General features: G+C 47.0%; 16 protein-coding genes. 14 read left to right on the top strand and 2 right to left on the bottom strand.

The window, feature by feature from the left end:
* Positions 1 to 177 precede the first annotated feature (177 nt).
* From OM416_RS25095 to OM416_RS25155, 13 genes are all read left to right on the top strand, one after another.
* Positions 178 to 1038, top strand: coding sequence for a diaminopimelate epimerase (locus OM416_RS25095; protein ID WP_264934169.1), 861 nt, complete (start codon positions 178 to 180; stop codon positions 1036 to 1038).
* Positions 1039 to 1081: 43 nt separating this feature from the next.
* Positions 1082 to 1876, top strand: a complete 795-nt coding sequence (locus OM416_RS25100) for an SAM-dependent methyltransferase (RefSeq protein WP_264934171.1) — start codon at positions 1082 to 1084, stop codon at positions 1874 to 1876.
* A gap of 54 nt (positions 1877 to 1930) precedes the next feature.
* The gene (locus tag OM416_RS25105; protein WP_264934173.1) at positions 1931 to 3232 is read left to right on the top strand and encodes an opine metallophore biosynthesis dehydrogenase; all 1302 of its coding nucleotides are present in this window, start codon (positions 1931 to 1933) and stop codon (positions 3230 to 3232) included.
* Between the two features lie 208 nt (positions 3233 to 3440).
* The gene (gene cntA, locus OM416_RS25110; RefSeq protein WP_264934176.1) at positions 3441 to 5069 is read left to right on the top strand and encodes a staphylopine-dependent metal ABC transporter substrate-binding lipoprotein; all 1629 of its coding nucleotides are present in this window, start codon (positions 3441 to 3443) and stop codon (positions 5067 to 5069) included.
* Between the two features lie 13 nt (positions 5070 to 5082).
* The gene (opp1B, locus tag OM416_RS25115) at positions 5083 to 6015 is read left to right on the top strand and encodes a nickel/cobalt ABC transporter permease (RefSeq protein WP_264934178.1); all 933 of its coding nucleotides are present in this window, start codon (positions 5083 to 5085) and stop codon (positions 6013 to 6015) included.
* Positions 6015 to 6911: a staphylopine uptake ABC transporter permease subunit CntC gene (gene cntC / locus OM416_RS25120; RefSeq protein WP_264934180.1), complete on the top strand. Its 897-nt coding sequence runs from the start codon at positions 6015 to 6017 to the stop codon at positions 6909 to 6911. The genes opp1B and cntC overlap by 1 nt, the downstream gene beginning before the upstream one ends.
* Positions 6892 to 7701: a staphylopine uptake ABC transporter ATP-binding protein CntD gene (cntD, locus tag OM416_RS25125; protein WP_264934182.1), complete on the top strand. Its 810-nt coding sequence runs from the start codon at positions 6892 to 6894 to the stop codon at positions 7699 to 7701. The genes cntC and cntD overlap by 20 nt, the downstream gene beginning before the upstream one ends.
* Positions 7702 to 8454: an ABC transporter ATP-binding protein gene (locus tag OM416_RS25130; protein ID WP_264934184.1), complete on the top strand. Its 753-nt coding sequence runs from the start codon at positions 7702 to 7704 to the stop codon at positions 8452 to 8454.
* Positions 8455 to 8467: 13 nt separating this feature from the next.
* Positions 8468 to 9661: a staphylopine family metallophore export MFS transporter CntE gene (cntE, locus tag OM416_RS25135; protein WP_264934186.1), complete on the top strand. Its 1194-nt coding sequence runs from the start codon at positions 8468 to 8470 to the stop codon at positions 9659 to 9661.
* Complete coding sequence (cntE, locus tag OM416_RS25140) at positions 9658 to 10917, top strand: staphylopine family metallophore export MFS transporter CntE (RefSeq protein WP_413775826.1); 1260 nt, start codon at positions 9658 to 9660, stop codon at positions 10915 to 10917. Before cntE (OM416_RS25135) ends, cntE (OM416_RS25140) begins: the two co-directional genes overlap by 4 nt.
* Positions 10918 to 11363: 446 nt before the next feature.
* Positions 11364 to 12560, top strand: coding sequence for a GTP-binding protein (locus OM416_RS25145; RefSeq protein WP_264934188.1), 1197 nt, complete (start codon positions 11364 to 11366; stop codon positions 12558 to 12560).
* 52 nt (positions 12561 to 12612) lie between these two features.
* Entirely contained in the window at positions 12613 to 12882 is a 270-nt protein-coding gene (rpsN, locus tag OM416_RS25150; protein WP_264934190.1) for a 30S ribosomal protein S14, read from the top strand.
* A gap of 22 nt (positions 12883 to 12904) precedes the next feature.
* Positions 12905 to 13264, top strand: a complete 360-nt coding sequence (locus OM416_RS25155) for a DUF3024 domain-containing protein (RefSeq protein WP_264934193.1) — start codon at positions 12905 to 12907, stop codon at positions 13262 to 13264.
* A gap of 112 nt (positions 13265 to 13376) precedes the next feature.
* Here the strand turns inward: OM416_RS25155 and OM416_RS25160 are convergent, their stop codons facing one another.
* A complete protein-coding gene (locus tag OM416_RS25160; RefSeq protein WP_264934194.1) occupies positions 13377 to 14228 on the bottom strand; it encodes a helix-turn-helix transcriptional regulator in 852 nt (283 codons plus the stop codon).
* A 181-nt stretch (positions 14229 to 14409) separates the two neighbouring features.
* On the opposite strand from OM416_RS25160, the gene OM416_RS25165 reads away from it, so the two are divergent.
* Positions 14410 to 16482: a beta-galactosidase gene (locus OM416_RS25165; RefSeq protein WP_264934195.1), complete on the top strand. Its 2073-nt coding sequence runs from the start codon at positions 14410 to 14412 to the stop codon at positions 16480 to 16482.
* 143 nt (positions 16483 to 16625) lie between these two features.
* On the opposite strand, the gene OM416_RS25170 is transcribed toward OM416_RS25165, so the two are convergent.
* On the bottom strand, positions 16626 to 17657 hold the full coding sequence (locus tag OM416_RS25170; protein WP_264934197.1) for a helix-turn-helix transcriptional regulator: 1032 nt from the start codon (positions 17655 to 17657) through the stop codon (positions 16626 to 16628).
* Between the last annotated feature and the right edge of the window lie 190 nt (positions 17658 to 17847).

A 17847-nucleotide genomic window follows, 5' to 3' on the forward strand; every position in this document is an offset into this window, starting at 1 on the left:
CGTCAGCTCTGTTTGGGTTTTCTTACAGGATGGACAGCTAAAGTTATTATGAAATTTTATTTTTTTAAATGGAAATATTTGTTGACGGTCCCCAAAAGGATGTGCTATATTTTTCTCGACCTTTTAATCGTAAAAATTACTATTAGTCAAAAAAGAAGAACAGGAGTAGCTGCTGCGATGAAACAGGAGATCGATTTTATCAAGTTCAGTCCCACCCAAAACATGACGATTCTGGTTAAAACGGATCATGCAGCAGAGAAATACAATCATATCGCAACGCGTCTAATGTCGTATGATAACGTTTACGCTGAACAAGTGGGATTTATCGAACCAACGAGGAGACCGGAAGCTGTGGCCCGCCTGGAAATGGCCGGAGGAGAGTTCTGTGGCAATGCCTGTATGGCACTTGCAGCACACCTCGCTTCTGAAGCAGGACTGGCACAACAGGAATCGATGGACATCGTGCTGGAGGTTTCCGGAACCGATCAATTGATCATGTGCCATGTGAAGAAACAGCAGAATGAATATGACTGCCAGGTGACCATGCCGGTTCCGAAGCAGATTGAACAGCGAACCATCCGGTACGAAGGCATCGAGCTGGATATGGTAATCATCCGGTACGCTGAGTTCATCCATATCGTGATTGAAGTGGATGACTTCGACGATACGATGAAAAAGAGGGCACAGACCCTTGCAAGGTTACTGGGACTAACCCTGGGAGATAAGCTGATCGGTATCTTGTTATATCAATCGCACTCGGAAGAAATGGCCCCACTCATCTATGTTCCGGAGCTGGATAGTCTGATCTGGGAGAGAGGGTGTGGCTCGGGTACAGCCTCTGTGGGAGCCTATCTCGCATGGAGCCAGCAGAGAGGGATTACTCAGTACATCAAGCAGCCTGGTGGTGCGATCAAAGTGGTAGCCCAGTGGAATGGCGCAGAACTTGGGAGCATTACGATTGAGGGATCTGTCGGCATCGTGGCACAGGGCAAAGCCTTCATCAATGCTCCAGCAGAATGGAGCGCTGTAAACGCATGAGGTACATGATACATGATCCAGACAACGTATAGGGGGAAAAGAAATGATCACATTGGTCCATTTTCAGACATGTTTGAGTGAATTTGCAGAGAAATTCGATAAGCTCGCGAGCAAGTATGATCATACGATTCAGCATAGCTCGGAGCTGGAGGCTGTGATCAATGAATACTCCCGCTTTGTGACCGATCAGGAGAATAAGGCAGCCTGGGAACAGTTGCAGCATTCCGAGCTGGAAGAGCTTGATTCGCTTGTATGGCAGTTAAGAAATAAATCAGCCCAGTGTGTGGCGATCATGGAGAAATATCGTGCATTGAAGTTAGAGAACGGGGATGTACAGATTGCTGATTATTTCAAAAACATAGAAGAGTGCATCGATAAAGAATTCGGCAGCTTCCATGTCACCTCCGATTCGAAAGTGTTGTTGGTAGGCTCCGGTTCCTTCCCCATGACACCATTACTCATCGCCAAACGAACAGGTGCAGAGGTCGTAGGGATCGATATTGATGAAGAATCTATTAGACTCGGGCAGAAGGTAGTGGAGACGCTGGGCGCGGGCTTGAAGATTCGTTTGCAGTCAACATTGCTGGAGAATCTGGAGTATGCCAAGGAAGCAACACATATCATTTTCAGCTCTACCGTGGCCCCTAAATATGAGTTGCTCGATCAACTGCATGCCCTGACGAATGCGCAGGTGGTTGTAGCTATGAGATACGGTGACCAGTTGAAGTCCTTGTTCAATTATCCGATGGAAGTGACGGATAGCAGCAAGTGGAAGCTGGTGGACCAGATCCTGCGTCCGGATGATGTGTTCGATATTGCGTTGTACCAGAAAGCATAGCCATGCAAGTCAATCCAAATGGAGTCCAGGTGAACTTTAAATAAGGAGGCTTACATGAGCAATCTTCAGCGAATTCTGTTACTCGGAACCGGACCTGCATCCATTCAGCTTGCGGTAACGCTAAAAGATCATCTCAACTGCTGTATAGGCATTGCGGGGAGACAATCGGTTCGTTCAGCGTCGATATTTGCAGCCCTCGAACAGAGCAATGGGCTTATTCAGGTCAGCATTCAAAATGAGAAACATCAATCGCTCGCAGGTGAGTGTTACGTTGATCATGTGTTCAAGGGATATGACACCATTGATGGTGAATGGGATACACTCATTTTGGCGGTTACCACCGATGCGTATATCGATGTACTGGAACAAATGAATGATGAATTCATCAAACAACTGAAATGTATCATTCTGGTTTCGCCAACGTTCGGGTCGAATCGACTCGTGACCCATTATATGAGAGAGCGGAATGCAGCGCCGGAAGTGATCAGTTTCTCTACCTACCTTGGAGATACCCGTTGGATGCACGAACATCCGTCCAATCATGTGATCACAACAGGGGTTAAGAAAAAGGTCTATATCGGTTCCACTCGTTACCCGTCTGAACAGGCTAGTAAGCTATGCCAAGTGTATGAGCGTTTGGGTGTTGCGCTGGAAGTGATGCGATCTCCATTGGAGGCGGAAACGAGAAATATTTCGTTGTACGTGCATCCGCCCTTGTTCATGAATGACTTCTCATTAGAAGCCATCTTTGGAGCATCAGATACTCAGAGATATGTATATAAGATGTATCCCGAAGGTCCGATTACTCAAGTTTTGATACGGGAAATGCGGGCACAGTGGCAGGAGATTATGAATGTTACGGACCGACTTGATATTCAGGGAGTCAACCTGCTTCAATTCATGACGGATGACAACTATCCGGTTCGATTAGAGAGTATATCACGTCAGGATATCGAGAATTTCAATCAGCTGCAGGTCATTCATCAAGAGTATTTATTATACATACGGTACACCTCATTATTGATTGATCCATTCTCGGAACCCGATTCGGCAGGGAAATATTTTGACTTTTCAGCAGTCCCATTCCGCAAAACGTTCATGAACCGCGAAGGGGAGCTAGATATTCCCCGTATGCCCAAGGAAGATTACTACCGCATTAAAATCATCCAGGGCATTGCCAGACATCTCGATGTGAGCTGTCCAACCATTGATCAATTCATCGCCAGATATGAAGCGAAGCTTCAGGAAGTGGCTGACGCACACCCGAATCAACGCTTGTCCGATGCCTTTGTGATCCAATCCTTTGACGAGGATATCCGCATGATCTGCACCGGACTTTCAAGTAATAGGATCTGATTACATTTAATAATGCAAATTAAATTTTGTTTTACACAATAACGGAGGGGGCAGAAAGAACCTGAAGAAGCGAAGCGCTCCCCTTTATCCCCGGATTTTCTCTTGGAAAAGAGAAAATCCGGGGATAACAGGGATCAGAAGGTTGTTCTGACCACGTAGTGGTCTTGTGTAAAGTTTGAATTTAATTTGCTCATCAGGAGGAAATGTTGTGAAAAAGGGTCTTACTTTTACATCTATATTATTGCTGGTATCTGCCATTACGGTGCTGGCAGGATGCGCTCAGAGCACAAAAGAGAAAGAGAGTGCCCAAACTGAGCCTGCCAATAGCCAGGTACAGACTGAACTTATCTATGCTTCTGCCAAAGATATTAATGATATGAACCCCCATCTGTATACAGGCTCCATGCCTGCGCAAGGGATGATATATGAGTCTCTGGTGGAAAACACGCCTGACGGCATCAAGCCATTGCTTGCGGAATCATGGGATATCTCGGAGGATGGCAAGACCTATACCTTTCATCTGCGACAAGATGTGAAATTCCATGATGGGGAGCCGTTCAACGCAGAGGCGGTCAAACAAAATATCGATGCCGTTCAAGCCAATGCTGAAAAACATGCCTGGATCAAGCTGTCTACCAAAATCACGAGTGTAAAAGTTATCGATGAGCATACGGTGGAGCTGACACTGTCAGAAGCTTATTATCCGGCACTGGTGGAATTGTCTATGACAAGACCTTACGTCTTCATATCACCCAAGGATTTCAAGGATGGCGGAACCAAAGACGGGGTGAGTGGCTACCACGGGACAGGACCTTACAAGCTTACTGCTCATAAAGTTGAAGAGAATGCCACGTTTGAAGCCAATGAAGACTATTGGGGCGGTTCACCTGCAATCAAGAAAATCACATCCAAGGTTCTTCCTGCAGGCGAAACGACATTCCTAGCATTACAAAAGGGAGAAATCAACTTTGTGTTCACAGATGACCGGGGGGCAGACAGCATTGATGTCGAGGCCATGGAGCAATTGGCTGAATCTGGTGATTATCAAGTGGTTCGAAGTGAAGCGATGAATACGAATATGATCGTAGCCAATAGCAGTCGCCAGAATAGTCCAGTTCAGGAAACGGCAGTTCGGGAAGCACTTTGGTATGCTATCGACCGGGAAACGATCAGTAAAGATATTTTCAACGGAACGCAGACTGTAGCGGACACGCTATTTTCAGCCAATGTCAATTACGCCAAGGTGGACCTGAAGAAACGGGAGTATGATCCGGAAATGGCTAAAAAACTTCTGGACCAAGCAGGCTGGACATTGGCAGACGGTAAAGTGGTGAGAACGAAGAACGGTCAGCCTTTAGCCATGAAACTATACTATGACAGCAACTCGTCTTCACAGAAAATACAGGCCGAATTGATCCAGTATTCGATGAAAGAACTGGGTGTTCAGCTTGAAATCGTGGGCGAAGAATCCACTTCCATTGCGAATCGGAGAGCCACCGGGGAATATGATCTGCTCTTTAATCAAACCTGGGGACTGGCCTATGATCCACAGAGTACCATTGCTGCATTTACATCAGATTCGGCATACAAGCATACGACAAGCGGAATTGCCGAAGCAGATGAATTGTACAAGAAAATCGATGCGGTTATGGTCTCCACGGATGAGGCTTCACGCCAATCCCTGTATGCCGACATTATGAAGATCGTTCATGATGAAGCGTTGTTCATTCCGATTACCAACGGACGTGTCACCGTAGTCGCTCCCGAGAATCTCGATGGAATCTCATTCAAGCAGACTCAATATGAACTACCATTTGAACAAATGAATTTTAAATAGAGCGGAGATGGATATGGGAAGTTATATCGTCAAAAGGATTCTGTTAGCCATCCCTTTACTGATTATCATTTCATTTATAACGTTCGTCCTGATTAATCTATCTCCCTTGGACCCGGCGGTTGTTGTGTTACAGGCACAGGAAGTTCCGCAGATTACGGATGAACTGATCGCGCAAACGAATGAAGCGCTGGGATTCGATCAGCCGTTCATGATCCAGTATGCGAACTGGATTATGGCTGTTTTGCAGTTGGACTTTGGCAACTCATATGTATCGGGTGAACCCGTGTGGTCTCTGATGGGGCCGGCTTTTATGAACACATTGAAGTTAACGCTTGTCTCATCGGTATTCATTATTGCGCTGTCCATTCTGCTCGGTGTGATCTGTGCCATGAGAGAAGGCAAGCTACTGGATCGATCAGTCAGAGGTATTTCCTTTTTCCTCACGGCCATGCCATCCTACTGGCTTGCAGCTATTATGATCTGGTATTTTTCCGTCAAGCTGGACCTGTTACCTACCAGTGGTATGGACTCGTATCGAAGCTACATTCTACCGGTGATTGTGATCACGGTGAGTTATACAGGCATTTATTTCCGAACGGTTCGAAGTTCCATGCTGAGCAATATGAATGAGGACTATGTGTTATATGCACGGGCAAGTGGTCTGAGCGAGAAGAAAGTTACCCTGCATATTCTAAGAAATTCATTACAGGTGGCCGTGTCCATCTTTTGCATGGCGATCCCGATCGTGTTGGGCAGTACGGTGGTCATCGAAAATGTATTTGCCTGGCCGGGGCTCGGTAGGCTCAGTGTGAAATCCATTTTAAGCAGGGATTTTCCGATTATTCAGGCGTATGTTCTGATGTTGGCTGTCACCTTTGTGTTGTTTAACACGTTATCCGACATCATTAATGCGGCGATGAATCCCCGGTTGAGAAAGGAGTTCTGATGCGAATATTAAAAAATCTGCGCAAAGACAAGCTTGCGTTGACCTCTTTGGTGGTGATTATCACTACGCTTATGGCGGGCATTTTGGCTCCGCTTATTGCGCCGCATGATCCTGGACAAGTGAACATGAAGCTTCGTTATGCCTCCTCATCCTGGGATTATCTATTAGGCAATGATCATCTGGGCAGATGTGTATTATCCCGGCTTATCTATGGCATCCGTCCAAGTGTGTTATGGGTTCTGGTTGCACTCAGTCTATCTGTTCTGATCGGGGCTATTGTTGGATTCATCGCGGGTTATTTCAAGGGGAAAGTGGATGTATGGATCATGAGAGTCTGTGACATTATGCTGTCTTTTCCCGGATACGTGATGACACTGGCGGTGGTTGGCATTTTGGGTGCAGGACTGGAGAATATTTTGATTGCCTTTGTGTGGATGAAATGGGCCTGGTTTGCCCGCGTTATTCGAACATCTGTGATGCAATTCTCTGATATGGATTATGTAAAATTCGCTAAAGCCTCCGGCACGCCTAATCTGAGAATTATAACCAAACATATTGTTCCGGTTACCTTTGCCGATATTGCCGTCATTGCCAGTGGCTCCATGTGTTCAATGATGTTGCAGATCTCCGGCCTTTCCTTTCTGGGGCTTGGCATTCAGGCTCCGCATGCGGAGTGGGGCATGATGCTCAATGAGGCGAGGGAAGTCATGTTCTCCAGACCAGAATTAATGTTGGCACCGGGCTTGGCCATTGTAGTTGTGGTATCGGCTTTTAATTTTCTATCGGATGCCCTTCAGGTGGCTCTGGACCCCAAATTGATGACCCCTCAAGGTAAGTCTGACAAGTCTTACGAAAGTGAGGTGAGAAAGCCCGCTTATGAATATAGTCGAGGTTGAACATTTGAAGGTATGGGACAGCAATACAGGTAAAGTGATCATTCATGACAGTTCATTCGAAGTTAAGCGGGGAAGCTGTATGGCCATTGTAGGGGAAAGTGGTAGCGGCAAGTCCGTTACGTGCAGGGCCATCATGCGACTGAACAAGCCGTGGATTCGCCAATCGGGCACGATGTTATTCCAGGGCGAAGACCTGAACCAGCTTTCGGAACCGGAGATGCGGCGTAAGCGGGGCAAGCATCTATGTATGATTTTGCAGAATGGCATGAGTGCATTTGATCCTTCCTGTGTCATTGGTGTTCATATTCGGGAGACGCTTCAGCAGCATTTTGGCTGGAACACCCGTGAGGTTGAACGGAAAATCATCCATGCGATGGAAAGCGTCATGCTCAGACATCCGCGCGAGATTCTGAATCAATATCCACATCAGCTGTCCGGTGGAATGCTGCAACGAATCATGATTGCACTGGCATTGGTGCTGGAGCCTGATCTGATTATTGCGGATGAGCCAACAACGGCACTGGATACGATCTCTCAATATGAAGTGGTGGAGCAATTGATTCAATTACGTGAACGCATGGGCTGTTCCATGATGTTCATCTCCCATGATCTCGGCGTCGTTCAGAAGATTGCAGATGACGTGATGGTCATGAAGGATGGCGAGATCGTAGAGCGCGGCAGCATGCATTCTGTTTTGACAGAGCCGAAGCATGCCTATACGCAGTATCTGGTCTCTACCCGACTGGAGCTGAGCAATCATTTTAAGGCGTTGATGCAGGGGGACTCCTAGATGCTAAAGGTGGAAGGTATCGAAAAATCATATAACCAAGGCGGACTGTTCTCCAAGCACAAACAACAAGTTTTGAAACAGGTTACCTTTGAATGCCAGCAGGGTGAGTGTCTCGGTATCATCGGTGAAAGCGGAAGTGGTAAATCTACGTTGGGTCGTCTGATTCTGGGCATTGAACGCCCGGATCGTGGAACGATCTCACTTGATGGTAAAGACGTACAGGATCGACGTGTACGGATGGGTAACATCAGCGCCGTTTTTCAAAATTATACGTCCTCCATCAATCCATTTCTTACTGTGGAAGCTGCCATTATGGAGCCTATGCAAGCACAGCAAAAGCTGCGAAAGGATCAGGGTAGCTCAGAGAAGGTGGATCTGTTGCTGAGCCAAGTTGGACTGGACCCTTCCTATAGATCCAAATATCCGCATGAATTATCGGGCGGGGAGGCTCAGAGAGTGTGCATTGCCAGGGCCATCTCCACCGCTCCAAAATGCATTGTGTTTGATGAAGCGATCAGCTCATTGGACGTGTCCGTTCAGATCCAGGTATTGCAATTGTTGAAAGAGCTTAAGGAAATCTACAAGCTGAGCTATGTCTTTATCACACATGATATACAGGCGGCAGCCTATATCTGTGACAGGGTGATCATTTTCAGAGAGGGACAGGTTGTAGAGATCGTTCTGACCAAGCAACTTAAGGACGTACAGTCCGATTATGCGAAGCGATTATTGAAGCATTTAATACCATTTTAGGAGGAGCCCCATTGTGAGTGGAGCGATGTCTTGGCCTTTTCTACGCTTGTACATATTGGTTCTTCTATATTTCAGTGCCAATGCTATTCTTAATGTGATCATCCCATTGCAAGGCGAGTCCTTGGGTGCGAGTGGTACAACGATCGGACTGATCATGGGTGCTTATATGTTCACAACGATGTTCTTCAGACCCTGGGCCGGTCGGATTATTCAAAAGCACGGACCCATCAAAATATTACGCCTGATTCTGATTATCAATGGATTTGCCCTGATTTTATATACCTTTACGGGACTTGGCGGTTATTTGGTTGCTCGTATTTTGCAAGGGGTATCGACAGCGTTCTTTTCCATGGCTTTGCAGATTGGCATTATTGATGCCCTTCCGGAGAAAGATCGCTCTCAGGGAATTTCGTATTATTCGTTGTTCAGTTACATACCAGGGATCTTGGGACCTGTGCTCGCATTAGGAATATGGCAGGCGGGAGGCATGGGTTATTTTACAGTGGTTCTGATCGGCATTGCCGTCTGTACGGGCGTCTTCGGATATACCGCCAAAATGGAACCAAACAAGGAGCAGCCTGCTGAGAATCTTTCGGAGCAGAACGTGAGTATGTGGGAATCCTTTGGTCAGTTGGTGAAGAATCCATATTTGTTTCGTTGCAGTGTGTTAATGCTTGCTGCTTCCGTTGTATTTGGCGCGATTACCACCTTTATTCCGCTGTATGCGAGCCAAGTACCAAACGGGAATGCCGGCCTATATCTGATGCTTCAGGCAGGAACGGTGGTGCTGGCTCGAATTATGCTTCGAAAAAGGATTCCTTCCGATGGCAGTTGGCATTCTCCTTTCATGATGGGCACCATGTGTTTGCTCGCCGTAGCTGCGCAATGTGTCAGTTTTGCCGTGACAGGCGGAGTGGTCTTTTTCTATGTGGGCGCTGTATTCATGGGAATCGGTCAGGCGATCCTGTATCCGACACTCACGACCTATTTATCTTTTGTCTTGCCTAAACTGAACCGGAACGTCCTGATTGGGTTATTTATCGCGATGGCGGATCTGGGTATTTCTCTGGGTGGTGTGATTATGGGTCCCGTCGCTGACTTCTCTTCCTATTCATTTATGTACATGATGTGTGCTATCCTAGGAGCGGTAATGATCGTTTTTGCCTATGAACGGCGGAGACCCGTTACAGGTACATCTGTGAGTTGACTGCCAGAAGAGAAAGTGGTGACGAACGTTTGAAGTCTTCGATGAATGCAACATCCAATGGAAAATTAAATCCGGTATCCTTCTCTTTTATCCGGTTTTATATGCTGGCCTTTTTATTTTTTGCGGCGAATTCTGCTTTGACGATTATTCTGCCTTTACGAAGCGAGGCCGCCGGTTTGAACCAGGCTGAGATTGGTCTGATGATGGGGGCATACATGTTCACCTGTATGCTCTTGAGACCTTTTGCAGCACAGCTTCTGGGTAAGCATGGGCCGCTTCGTGTGATGCAATGGCTATTGCTTTTACATGCCGGAACGCTGCTGCTGTTTGTTGTTTTTGGTGTGGAGACGTATCTGTGGTTGCGGGCCCTGCAAGGGGTGGCTACGGCCTTTTTCTCCATGACGATGCAGGCGGGTATTGTGGAAAAGTTGGAGGACAAAGACCGGGCACAAGGGCTGTCCATGTACACCCTGTTTACGATGGTTCCTTCTCTGGTCATTCCGATCCTTGCCATACAAATCTGGGAAAATGCCAGTGATCTGGCGTTTACGCTGCTGATGATCGGACTGGCGGCGCTGCCACTTTTGATCGGGTACAATGTGGATTTGCCGCGGAGTACCGTACAGAACAAATCTTATACCTTGGGTGATATGTTTCGTTCATTCGGCGGCATCTGGCGTAGTACGCCACTGCTGATCAGCAGTGTGGTGATGTTGTTTGCGTCCTGCGTTTTTGGCGCGACAGCGACCTTTCTTCCACTGTATATGGTATCCACCGGAATGGCGAGTGCAGGCGTATTTCTGACGATTCAGGGATTGGTTGTGATCCTGTGCAGGTTTATTTTGCGCAAAAAAATTCCGTCCGATGGTAGCTGGAATACCTGGCTGATGGCAGGGTTAATGCTATGTGCTGCACTGGGAACCCAGTTGCTCAGTCTAATGGAGACCATCGGGCCGCTGGTGTATTTATCCGCGGTGTTCAGCGGTTTTGCCCTGGCACTGTTGTACCCGACTTTGACCACATATCTGTCTTTTGTGCTGCCTGCGGATTCCAGATATGTACTCATGGGGATTTTCATGTCCTCGTATGACCTCGGATTCTCTCTCGGGGGACTGGCGATGGGGCTTATTGTGCAAATGAGTTCGTATTCGACCATGTTTATGATCTGCACGTTGCTCTCAATTGCAGCGATGATTCTGGTGGTCATTTTCAGGCAACGGATGGAAGCGGGGAATAAGGCCAGCTCTATGCGATGACAGAACAACCTTCCGATCGCTGTTATCCCCAGATTTTTTTGATTCCTTTTAATAAAGGTTAAATCCGGGGATAGCGTATGCTTCCGATGTAGCTTTCTTTCAGAAAGCTTGTAGGCGAAGTGTATGCTTTCGAATTAGCTTTCCTGCAGAAAGCTTGTAGCTCCGCTTCTTCAGGTTCTTTCTGTCCTCTCCGTTTCGTGTAGCCTATCCCGCATGTAATGCGAACATTTACAGAGGAGGTTTATGACTCACTTCTTGCCAAAACGTATCCTCAGGATGCGAAAGTGTAAGGGTCGGTCATCAGCCTTTTTTTGTTTTTTTTGCAGGTTGAATCAAAAATAGTTTGACAACGACCGTCTAACAGGATTATAGTCGTTGTTGTTAATCGTAATAATTACTATTAAAGTCTGAATTACACAGACTGCACATATAAGGAGTGGAGATCTATGACACAAAAGCAAGTTCCGGTAACCGTACTGAGTGGTTACCTCGGTTCAGGGAAAACGACGGTTTTGAATCACGTGTTGAACAACAGACAAGGGCTTAAGGTTGCTGTGATCGTCAACGACATGAGTGAGGTCAACATTGATGCTGCGCTGGTCAAGGGGGAGGCAACCTTGTCTCGAACTGAAGAGAAGCTGGTGGAATTGTCCAATGGCTGTATCTGCTGCACCTTGCGAGATGATCTGATGCAGGAGATTGAGAAGCTGGTGAACGAAGGCAAGTATGATTATATTTTGATCGAATCCACGGGCATCAGTGAACCTGTTCCCGTTGCACAGACCTTTACATACGCCGATGAGGAGTCGGGTATTGATCTGACAAGTCTGGCTCGATTGGATTGTCTGGTAACGGTGGTGGATGCTAATCGATTCTGGCATGATTTTGGATCAGGGCAGAGTCTTCTGGACCGTGACCAGGCGAGCGGAGATGAGGACACCCGTGATGTCGTAGACTTGTTGATTGATCAGATTGAGACCTGTGATGTGCTGCTGCTGAACAAATGTGATCTGGTCGATGACACCGAGTTGAACAAGCTCGAAGGCATTATTCGCAAGCTACAGCCTAACGCAAAGATCATTCGGACTGAGAATGGACAGGTGAATCCGTCTGAGATTCTGAATACAGGCCGCTTTGATTTTGAGAAAGTGAGCATGTCCGCTGGATGGATTCAGGAGCTGGAGAAAGAGTTGCATATACCGGAAACCGAGGAATATGGCATTGGTTCCTTCGTTTATCGCCGTAGAAAGCCATTCCATCCTTCCCGTCTGGCAGAATTCATGAGTTACTGGCCAGAAGAAGTGGTACGTGCCAAAGGCTTGGTATGGCTCGCGGCCGAAGGGGATGTTGCTGCAAGCCTCAGTCAGGCAGGGCCATCCATTCAGTTCGGTCCTGCGGGACATTGGATCGCAGCTTTGCCGGAAGCGGACAAGGAAGAAATTTTGCGTAACGAGCCGGATGTTCTGGAGAAATGGGATGCCCAGTGGGGAGATCGTCAGACGGAGCTTGTCATGATCGGGATCGCAATGGAGCGTGCGAGCATTGAAGATGAGCTGGACCAGTGCCTGCTCAGTGATGAAGAAATGCTGGCCGACTGGGGCCATTTCGACAATCCACTGCCATGGCCTATGGAAGCCGTATAACTCAGAAGATAATGTTCTAAATATAAATTCAATCGATAAGGAGCTGTAATTCATGGCTAAAAAATCAAAAGTGGTACGTGAAAAGCAACGTCAGGCAATCGTGGCAAAATATGCGGACCTGCGCCGGGAACTGAAGGGAAAAGGGGATTACGAAGCCTTGCAGAAATTGCCACGGAATGCATCTCCGACTCGTTTGAAGAACCGTTGTGAGGTAACAGGTCGGCCGCGGGGTTATCTACGCAAGTTCAAGGTATCTCGAATTAAGTTCAGAGAACTGGCTCATCAAGGACAGATTCCTGGGGTAACGAAATCCAGCTGGTAAAATGATCAAGGGGTTTTGGTATTTGGCTGAAAGGATGTGCATCACCATGCTGGACTTGTTTACACTAAGAAGAATTCAGTCCGTAATGAACGGCTATATTCAGGAGAAGGTACCTGCGCCACTGCGTACGATGGTGAAGTTGACATATGTGATGAATGACAATGAATTGATCCTGACTGAAGAAAGACCTGCGGAGGAGCGGTATCAATGGGACAAGATGCACATTGCCCGATTTTACTGGGAAGATAACCAGTGGAAGGTGTATGCCAGAGATGAACAGAGCAGCTGGAATCCGGTAGATGTTATTGCACCTTGTTCCGATTTTGAGGATGTACTCGAGCAGGTGGAACGGGATGAGGCCGGACTGTTCTGGCGTGCATAAGGCTGATGAGGATGAAGAAACGAACGAGCATTTATGAAAAATGAACGAAGAAGAGTCTGCATGTTATATGCAGAGTCTTCTTTTTACGTCAGCTTGTTCAAGGAACATGTGCCTATAACGAATGATTGTGCATCATACGGAATTGCATAGGCGTTACGTTTTCCTGGGTTTTAAAACATCGGATGAAGTAGCTTGATTGTGAAAATCCCGTTTCCAGCGTGATTTGCTTAATGGAAAGGTTGGTTGTCGCCAATAGCTGTTTTGCATGCAACAACCTGGATTCCATCAGGAATTCCGGAAAGGAGATGCCAAATGTTTGACTGAACTTGCGGCTGAAGTATGTTGTACTGTATCCGGCAATCCCGGCAACATGGTCAAGTGTGATGTGCTCGTTACTGTGGGAACGAATGTAATTCCCTGCTTCACGAATTCGCTCTGAAGTGTGATTGAGCGAAACGTTGATTCGGCTCGCTGCGGATTGCAATCGGGTCAGAAGCTCATATAGAGTTGCTGCCATGCTGTGCTCGTCCTCCACTTGATAGCCTCTTCCTAGCTCCAATAATCTGTCCATTAGCGCGGTAACCACCGGAAAGTTGGAACACTGAAACAGCCACGGTTCGTCAACGCCTTTTCCATTTAACAGTTCTTCGAGACGAACGCCGTAAAAATGAATCCAACGAATACTCCACGGATCATCCGAATCGGAGTAGTACGTTTGTCTAAGACCGGGACCATAGAGGAATCCCTGCCCACGTGTTAACTCGTAACAAGCGGTTCCTGTGTCCAGAAATCCTTTACCTTCAAGTACAAGGTGCAGATTATAGCATTGATCCAAGTTGATCTCGGTAGTGCCATATTCTCGATGTACACGATGCTTCGGAAAGTCACTGTATCCTCCAATAAAATCGGGAAAGCATACATGTCTGGGAAAAATCGGCTTGGGGAGAAAGATGTGTTCTTTCACGTGCATCCTCCATTTGAACGCAATATTTTTATGTGATGAACCGAAATATATTCAGTTCACTGTTGTTTGAATCTTCAACAATGACAATATTTTATTATAAGTCGCATAATCTTGTCATTTATTATCTGTGAAGGTTCCAATAGAATGGAGGCAATATGACAGGTTAAGGGGGCAATTGAAGGTGGCAAAATCAATCCAAATGGATGAATTGAAACTGGGGGTCTGTTATTACCCTGAGCATTGGTCGGAACAGTTGTGGGAGGACGATTTCCGTAGAATGCAAGAGATGAATATTACGGTTATTCGCATGGCTGAATTCGCATGGTCCATCTTTGAACCGGAAGAAGGTCAGTTCGATTTTCATTTTTTCCAGAAGGCACTGGATCTGGCACATCAATACGGTTTGAGTGTTATTTTGGGAACACCTACTGCAACTCCACCAGCATGGTTAACATCCAAATATCCTGAAGTATTAAACGCAAATAAGGACGGGGTATTGTATCAACACGGTATGCGGCGTCATACCAACTACAGCAGCCCAATTTACAGACAGCAATGTGAGAAAATCGTGCGCAATATGGTGATTGCCTATAAAGATCATCCGTCTCTCATTGGATGGCAGATCGATAACGAATTCAATTGTCATATGGATGTTTTCTATGCTGAGGCTGACCATGTCGCCTTCCGTGAATGGTTAAAGGATCGTTATGAATCGTTGGAGAACCTGAACCAGGCTTGGGGAACCGTTTTCTGGAGTCAGACCTATACCGACTGGGAACAAGTTCACCTTACCCGAAATATGGTCAGCCAATCGCCAAATCCTCATTTGGCATTAGATGAAAAGAGATTTATCTCAGCCAATACGATTTCTTTTGCCAAGCTTCAGGTGGACATCATTCGCGAACTGGATCCGGAACATTGGATCACGACGAACGGTACGTTTGGACACTTGGATAATCATGAAATGACAGAGAACCTGTTGGATTTCTTCTCTTATGATTCGTATCCGCAGTTTGCCACGATCTTCCCGGGGACAGACGACAATTCGTTACAAGACCGGGCGTGGAGCATGAAACTGTCCAACGTCCGCAACATGTCACCGAACTTCTGCGTCATGGAACAACAGTCTGGGCCAGGGGGCTGGGTCGATAGTATTGGCATGGCTACGCCAAGACCTGGACAGATCCGATTATGGTCATATCAATCCGTCCTGCATGGAACAGACTTGCTCGTATATTTCCGCTGGCGGACGGCAACGTTCGGAACCGAGATGTACTGGCATGGCATCAATGACTACCATAATCAGCCCAACAGAAGGGTACGTGAGGTTTCACAAGTAGGTGAAGAGTTTGCCCAGATCGGGCGTGTTATTGCGGGCACTACATATCAAGCCGATGTTGCGATCCTGCAGGACTACGATAACATCTGGGACGGGGAGTTGGATGAGTGGCACGGTCCGCTTCAGCAACAAAGTGTACGCTCCTGGTATAAGCAGCTTCAGTATCGTCATATTCCGACGGATATGGTTACACTGCAACCAACGACAACACTGGAAGAGCTATCCCAGTATAAGGTGATCATTTATGCTCACCCTGCCATCATGACAGACGAAACAGCAGAACTTCTGCAAGCCTATGTCAGTCAAGGGGGCACCCTGTTTTTCGGTGCGCGCACCGGTTATAAGGATCTCAAGGGCCATTGTTATATGAGACCGTTCCCGGGGGCTGTCGCTGAGTTGTGTGGTGTAACCGTGGAGGACTTTACATTGATCAAAGGAACCGTTTCCGCAGCCGAGTTACAATGGAGTGGAGCGAGTGAGCGACTTCAGGAGGGAACGCCAACGGCCGGATTTAACGAAGTTCTTCATGTGGAGCATCCCGACGTGAAGATCGTAGCAGAGTATACATCCGAGTACTATGCAGGTAGCCCTGCATTGACCAAACGTGCGGTAGGTCAGGGGCAGGTATGGTATTATGGGGCGGCTTACAATGAACCGGTCGTAGATGCTATTCTAGATGAAATAGGGCTATCTTCACCTGTGGATGACCTGGTAGAGGTACCGTCTGAAGTTGAAGTTGGTATCCGTTCTGGTGAGGATAAAGCGTATGTATTTTTACTCAACTACTCGGATCAACCAGTGGCTATCAAGCTTAAGAAGCAAGCAAAAGAGTTACTATCGGGTACAACAATGCAGAATGAAATCAACATGTCCGCGTATGGTGTATTCATCTTTGAGATCGATTTGCCGCAATAAGGAATCCATTCGTCCGTATCATGATTTATATATAGAAAGAAACACAAAAACGCCTTGCAGCGAATGCAAGGCGTTTTGTATATGCATGATGTGATGATTAACATACGTTTAGCATAGGCTGTCCTGAGATGCATTTTGTATGACTATGTTTGATACAAAATTTCACCTGTACGTGACACATCATAGCCCTCGAATGATTGCAGTTCCTGCCTGAACTCCGGCGATTGGAGAATCCGTAGGACGGATTCAGTCCAGGCTTCATTACCTTGCTTCCTCTGCATGACCAGATCATAGCGTTCCTGAATGAGCGGGATAAAATCAACCTGTCCCACAAGTCGCACAGCCTTCTCAATGCCAACTCCGACGTCGGCTTCGCCTGAACTGACTTTGGCCGCCACCCCCATGTGACTTGTTTCTTCGGTCTTATATCCGATCAGACCTGCGGATGGAATTCCATGCAGCCGAAGTTGCTCATCTAACAATACTCGCGCGCCAGAACCTATCTCCCGGTTAGCGAGTCGAAGTTCAGGCTTGCTCAGATCGGTCCAATTCTGCAAGTTCTGCGGGTTGCCACGCTGTACATACAGTCCGGCAGGACGTGACAGCAGGTTCACCACAACATAAGATCGTCCCGTCAGAATTTTACGAATATACGGCAGATTATATTCACCTGTATCTCCGTCTAGCAGATGGGTACTGACCAGATCAGACTCACCGCGATACATCGAGATAAGTCCATCCAGGCTGCCCATGAACGAACGTAGCGGGCGAATGTCCCGAGTATGTTTCTCCATGTGGCGCATCAGGATATCCAGACTGACATCCTGACCTGTGATCACCAGATGCCGTGGCGTACCTGTCAGACCATGACTAGATATCGCTGGCGCAGAACCGGCGGAATTTGCTGACAATAATGAAGCTCCCTGAGGCTCACTAAAACCTGGCTGAGTCCCTGTTGCCGAGGCCTGATCCGGAGTTGGGATGCGCTGACCAGAGGACTGAAGTTGCTTGGAGCGACGTTTATATGCCTCCAGATCAGCTTTATCAATCCGCATTTGTTTGCCCACACGGTATGCGACGAGGTCTCCCTTTTTGATCAGGTCATAGACCGTCAGTTTCGATATTTTGAGCAGCTTGGATATTTCTTCGGTTGTATAGGATTGCTCCTCCGTCATAAGTGAAGATCCTCCTTCAAAGGTATAGAGCAACTATGGTTTTGTTATGAATGTTTCTTGTACTATACCATTAATTGAGGGAAGCCATAAACGTGAGAATATGTAATAAATCCATAGGACAGGTATCAAAAATCAAATGTGATAGAAATCACCTTCCCATTTTTTTTGTCTTGTGTATAATTAGATATAA

The sequence above is a fragment of the Paenibacillus sp. LS1 genome, from assembly GCF_026013365.1.
Taxonomy (GTDB): Bacteria; Bacillota; Bacilli; order Paenibacillales; family Paenibacillaceae; genus Paenibacillus.

What these genes read in the sequence shown, in the direction of transcription:
- OM416_RS25105 (WP_264934173.1), top strand. Translation starts at nt 1,931, where the DNA reads ATGAGCAATCTTCAGCGAATTCTGTTACTCGGAACCGGACCTGCATCC.
- OM416_RS25170 (WP_264934197.1), bottom strand. Translation starts at nt 17,657, where the DNA reads ATGACGGAGGAGCAATCCTATACAACCGAAGAAATATCCAAGCTGCTC.
- OM416_RS25130 (WP_264934184.1), top strand. Translation starts at nt 7,702, where the DNA reads ATGCTAAAGGTGGAAGGTATCGAAAAATCATATAACCAAGGCGGACTG.
- OM416_RS25095 (WP_264934169.1), top strand. Translation starts at nt 178, where the DNA reads ATGAAACAGGAGATCGATTTTATCAAGTTCAGTCCCACCCAAAACATG.
- rpsN (WP_264934190.1), top strand. Translation starts at nt 12,613, where the DNA reads ATGGCTAAAAAATCAAAAGTGGTACGTGAAAAGCAACGTCAGGCAATC.
- cntD (WP_264934182.1), top strand. Translation starts at nt 6,892, where the DNA reads ATGAATATAGTCGAGGTTGAACATTTGAAGGTATGGGACAGCAATACA.
- cntC (WP_264934180.1), top strand. Translation starts at nt 6,015, where the DNA reads ATGCGAATATTAAAAAATCTGCGCAAAGACAAGCTTGCGTTGACCTCT.
- OM416_RS25100 (WP_264934171.1), top strand. Translation starts at nt 1,082, where the DNA reads ATGATCACATTGGTCCATTTTCAGACATGTTTGAGTGAATTTGCAGAG.
- OM416_RS25145 (WP_264934188.1), top strand. Translation starts at nt 11,364, where the DNA reads ATGACACAAAAGCAAGTTCCGGTAACCGTACTGAGTGGTTACCTCGGT.
- opp1B (WP_264934178.1), top strand. Translation starts at nt 5,083, where the DNA reads ATGGGAAGTTATATCGTCAAAAGGATTCTGTTAGCCATCCCTTTACTG.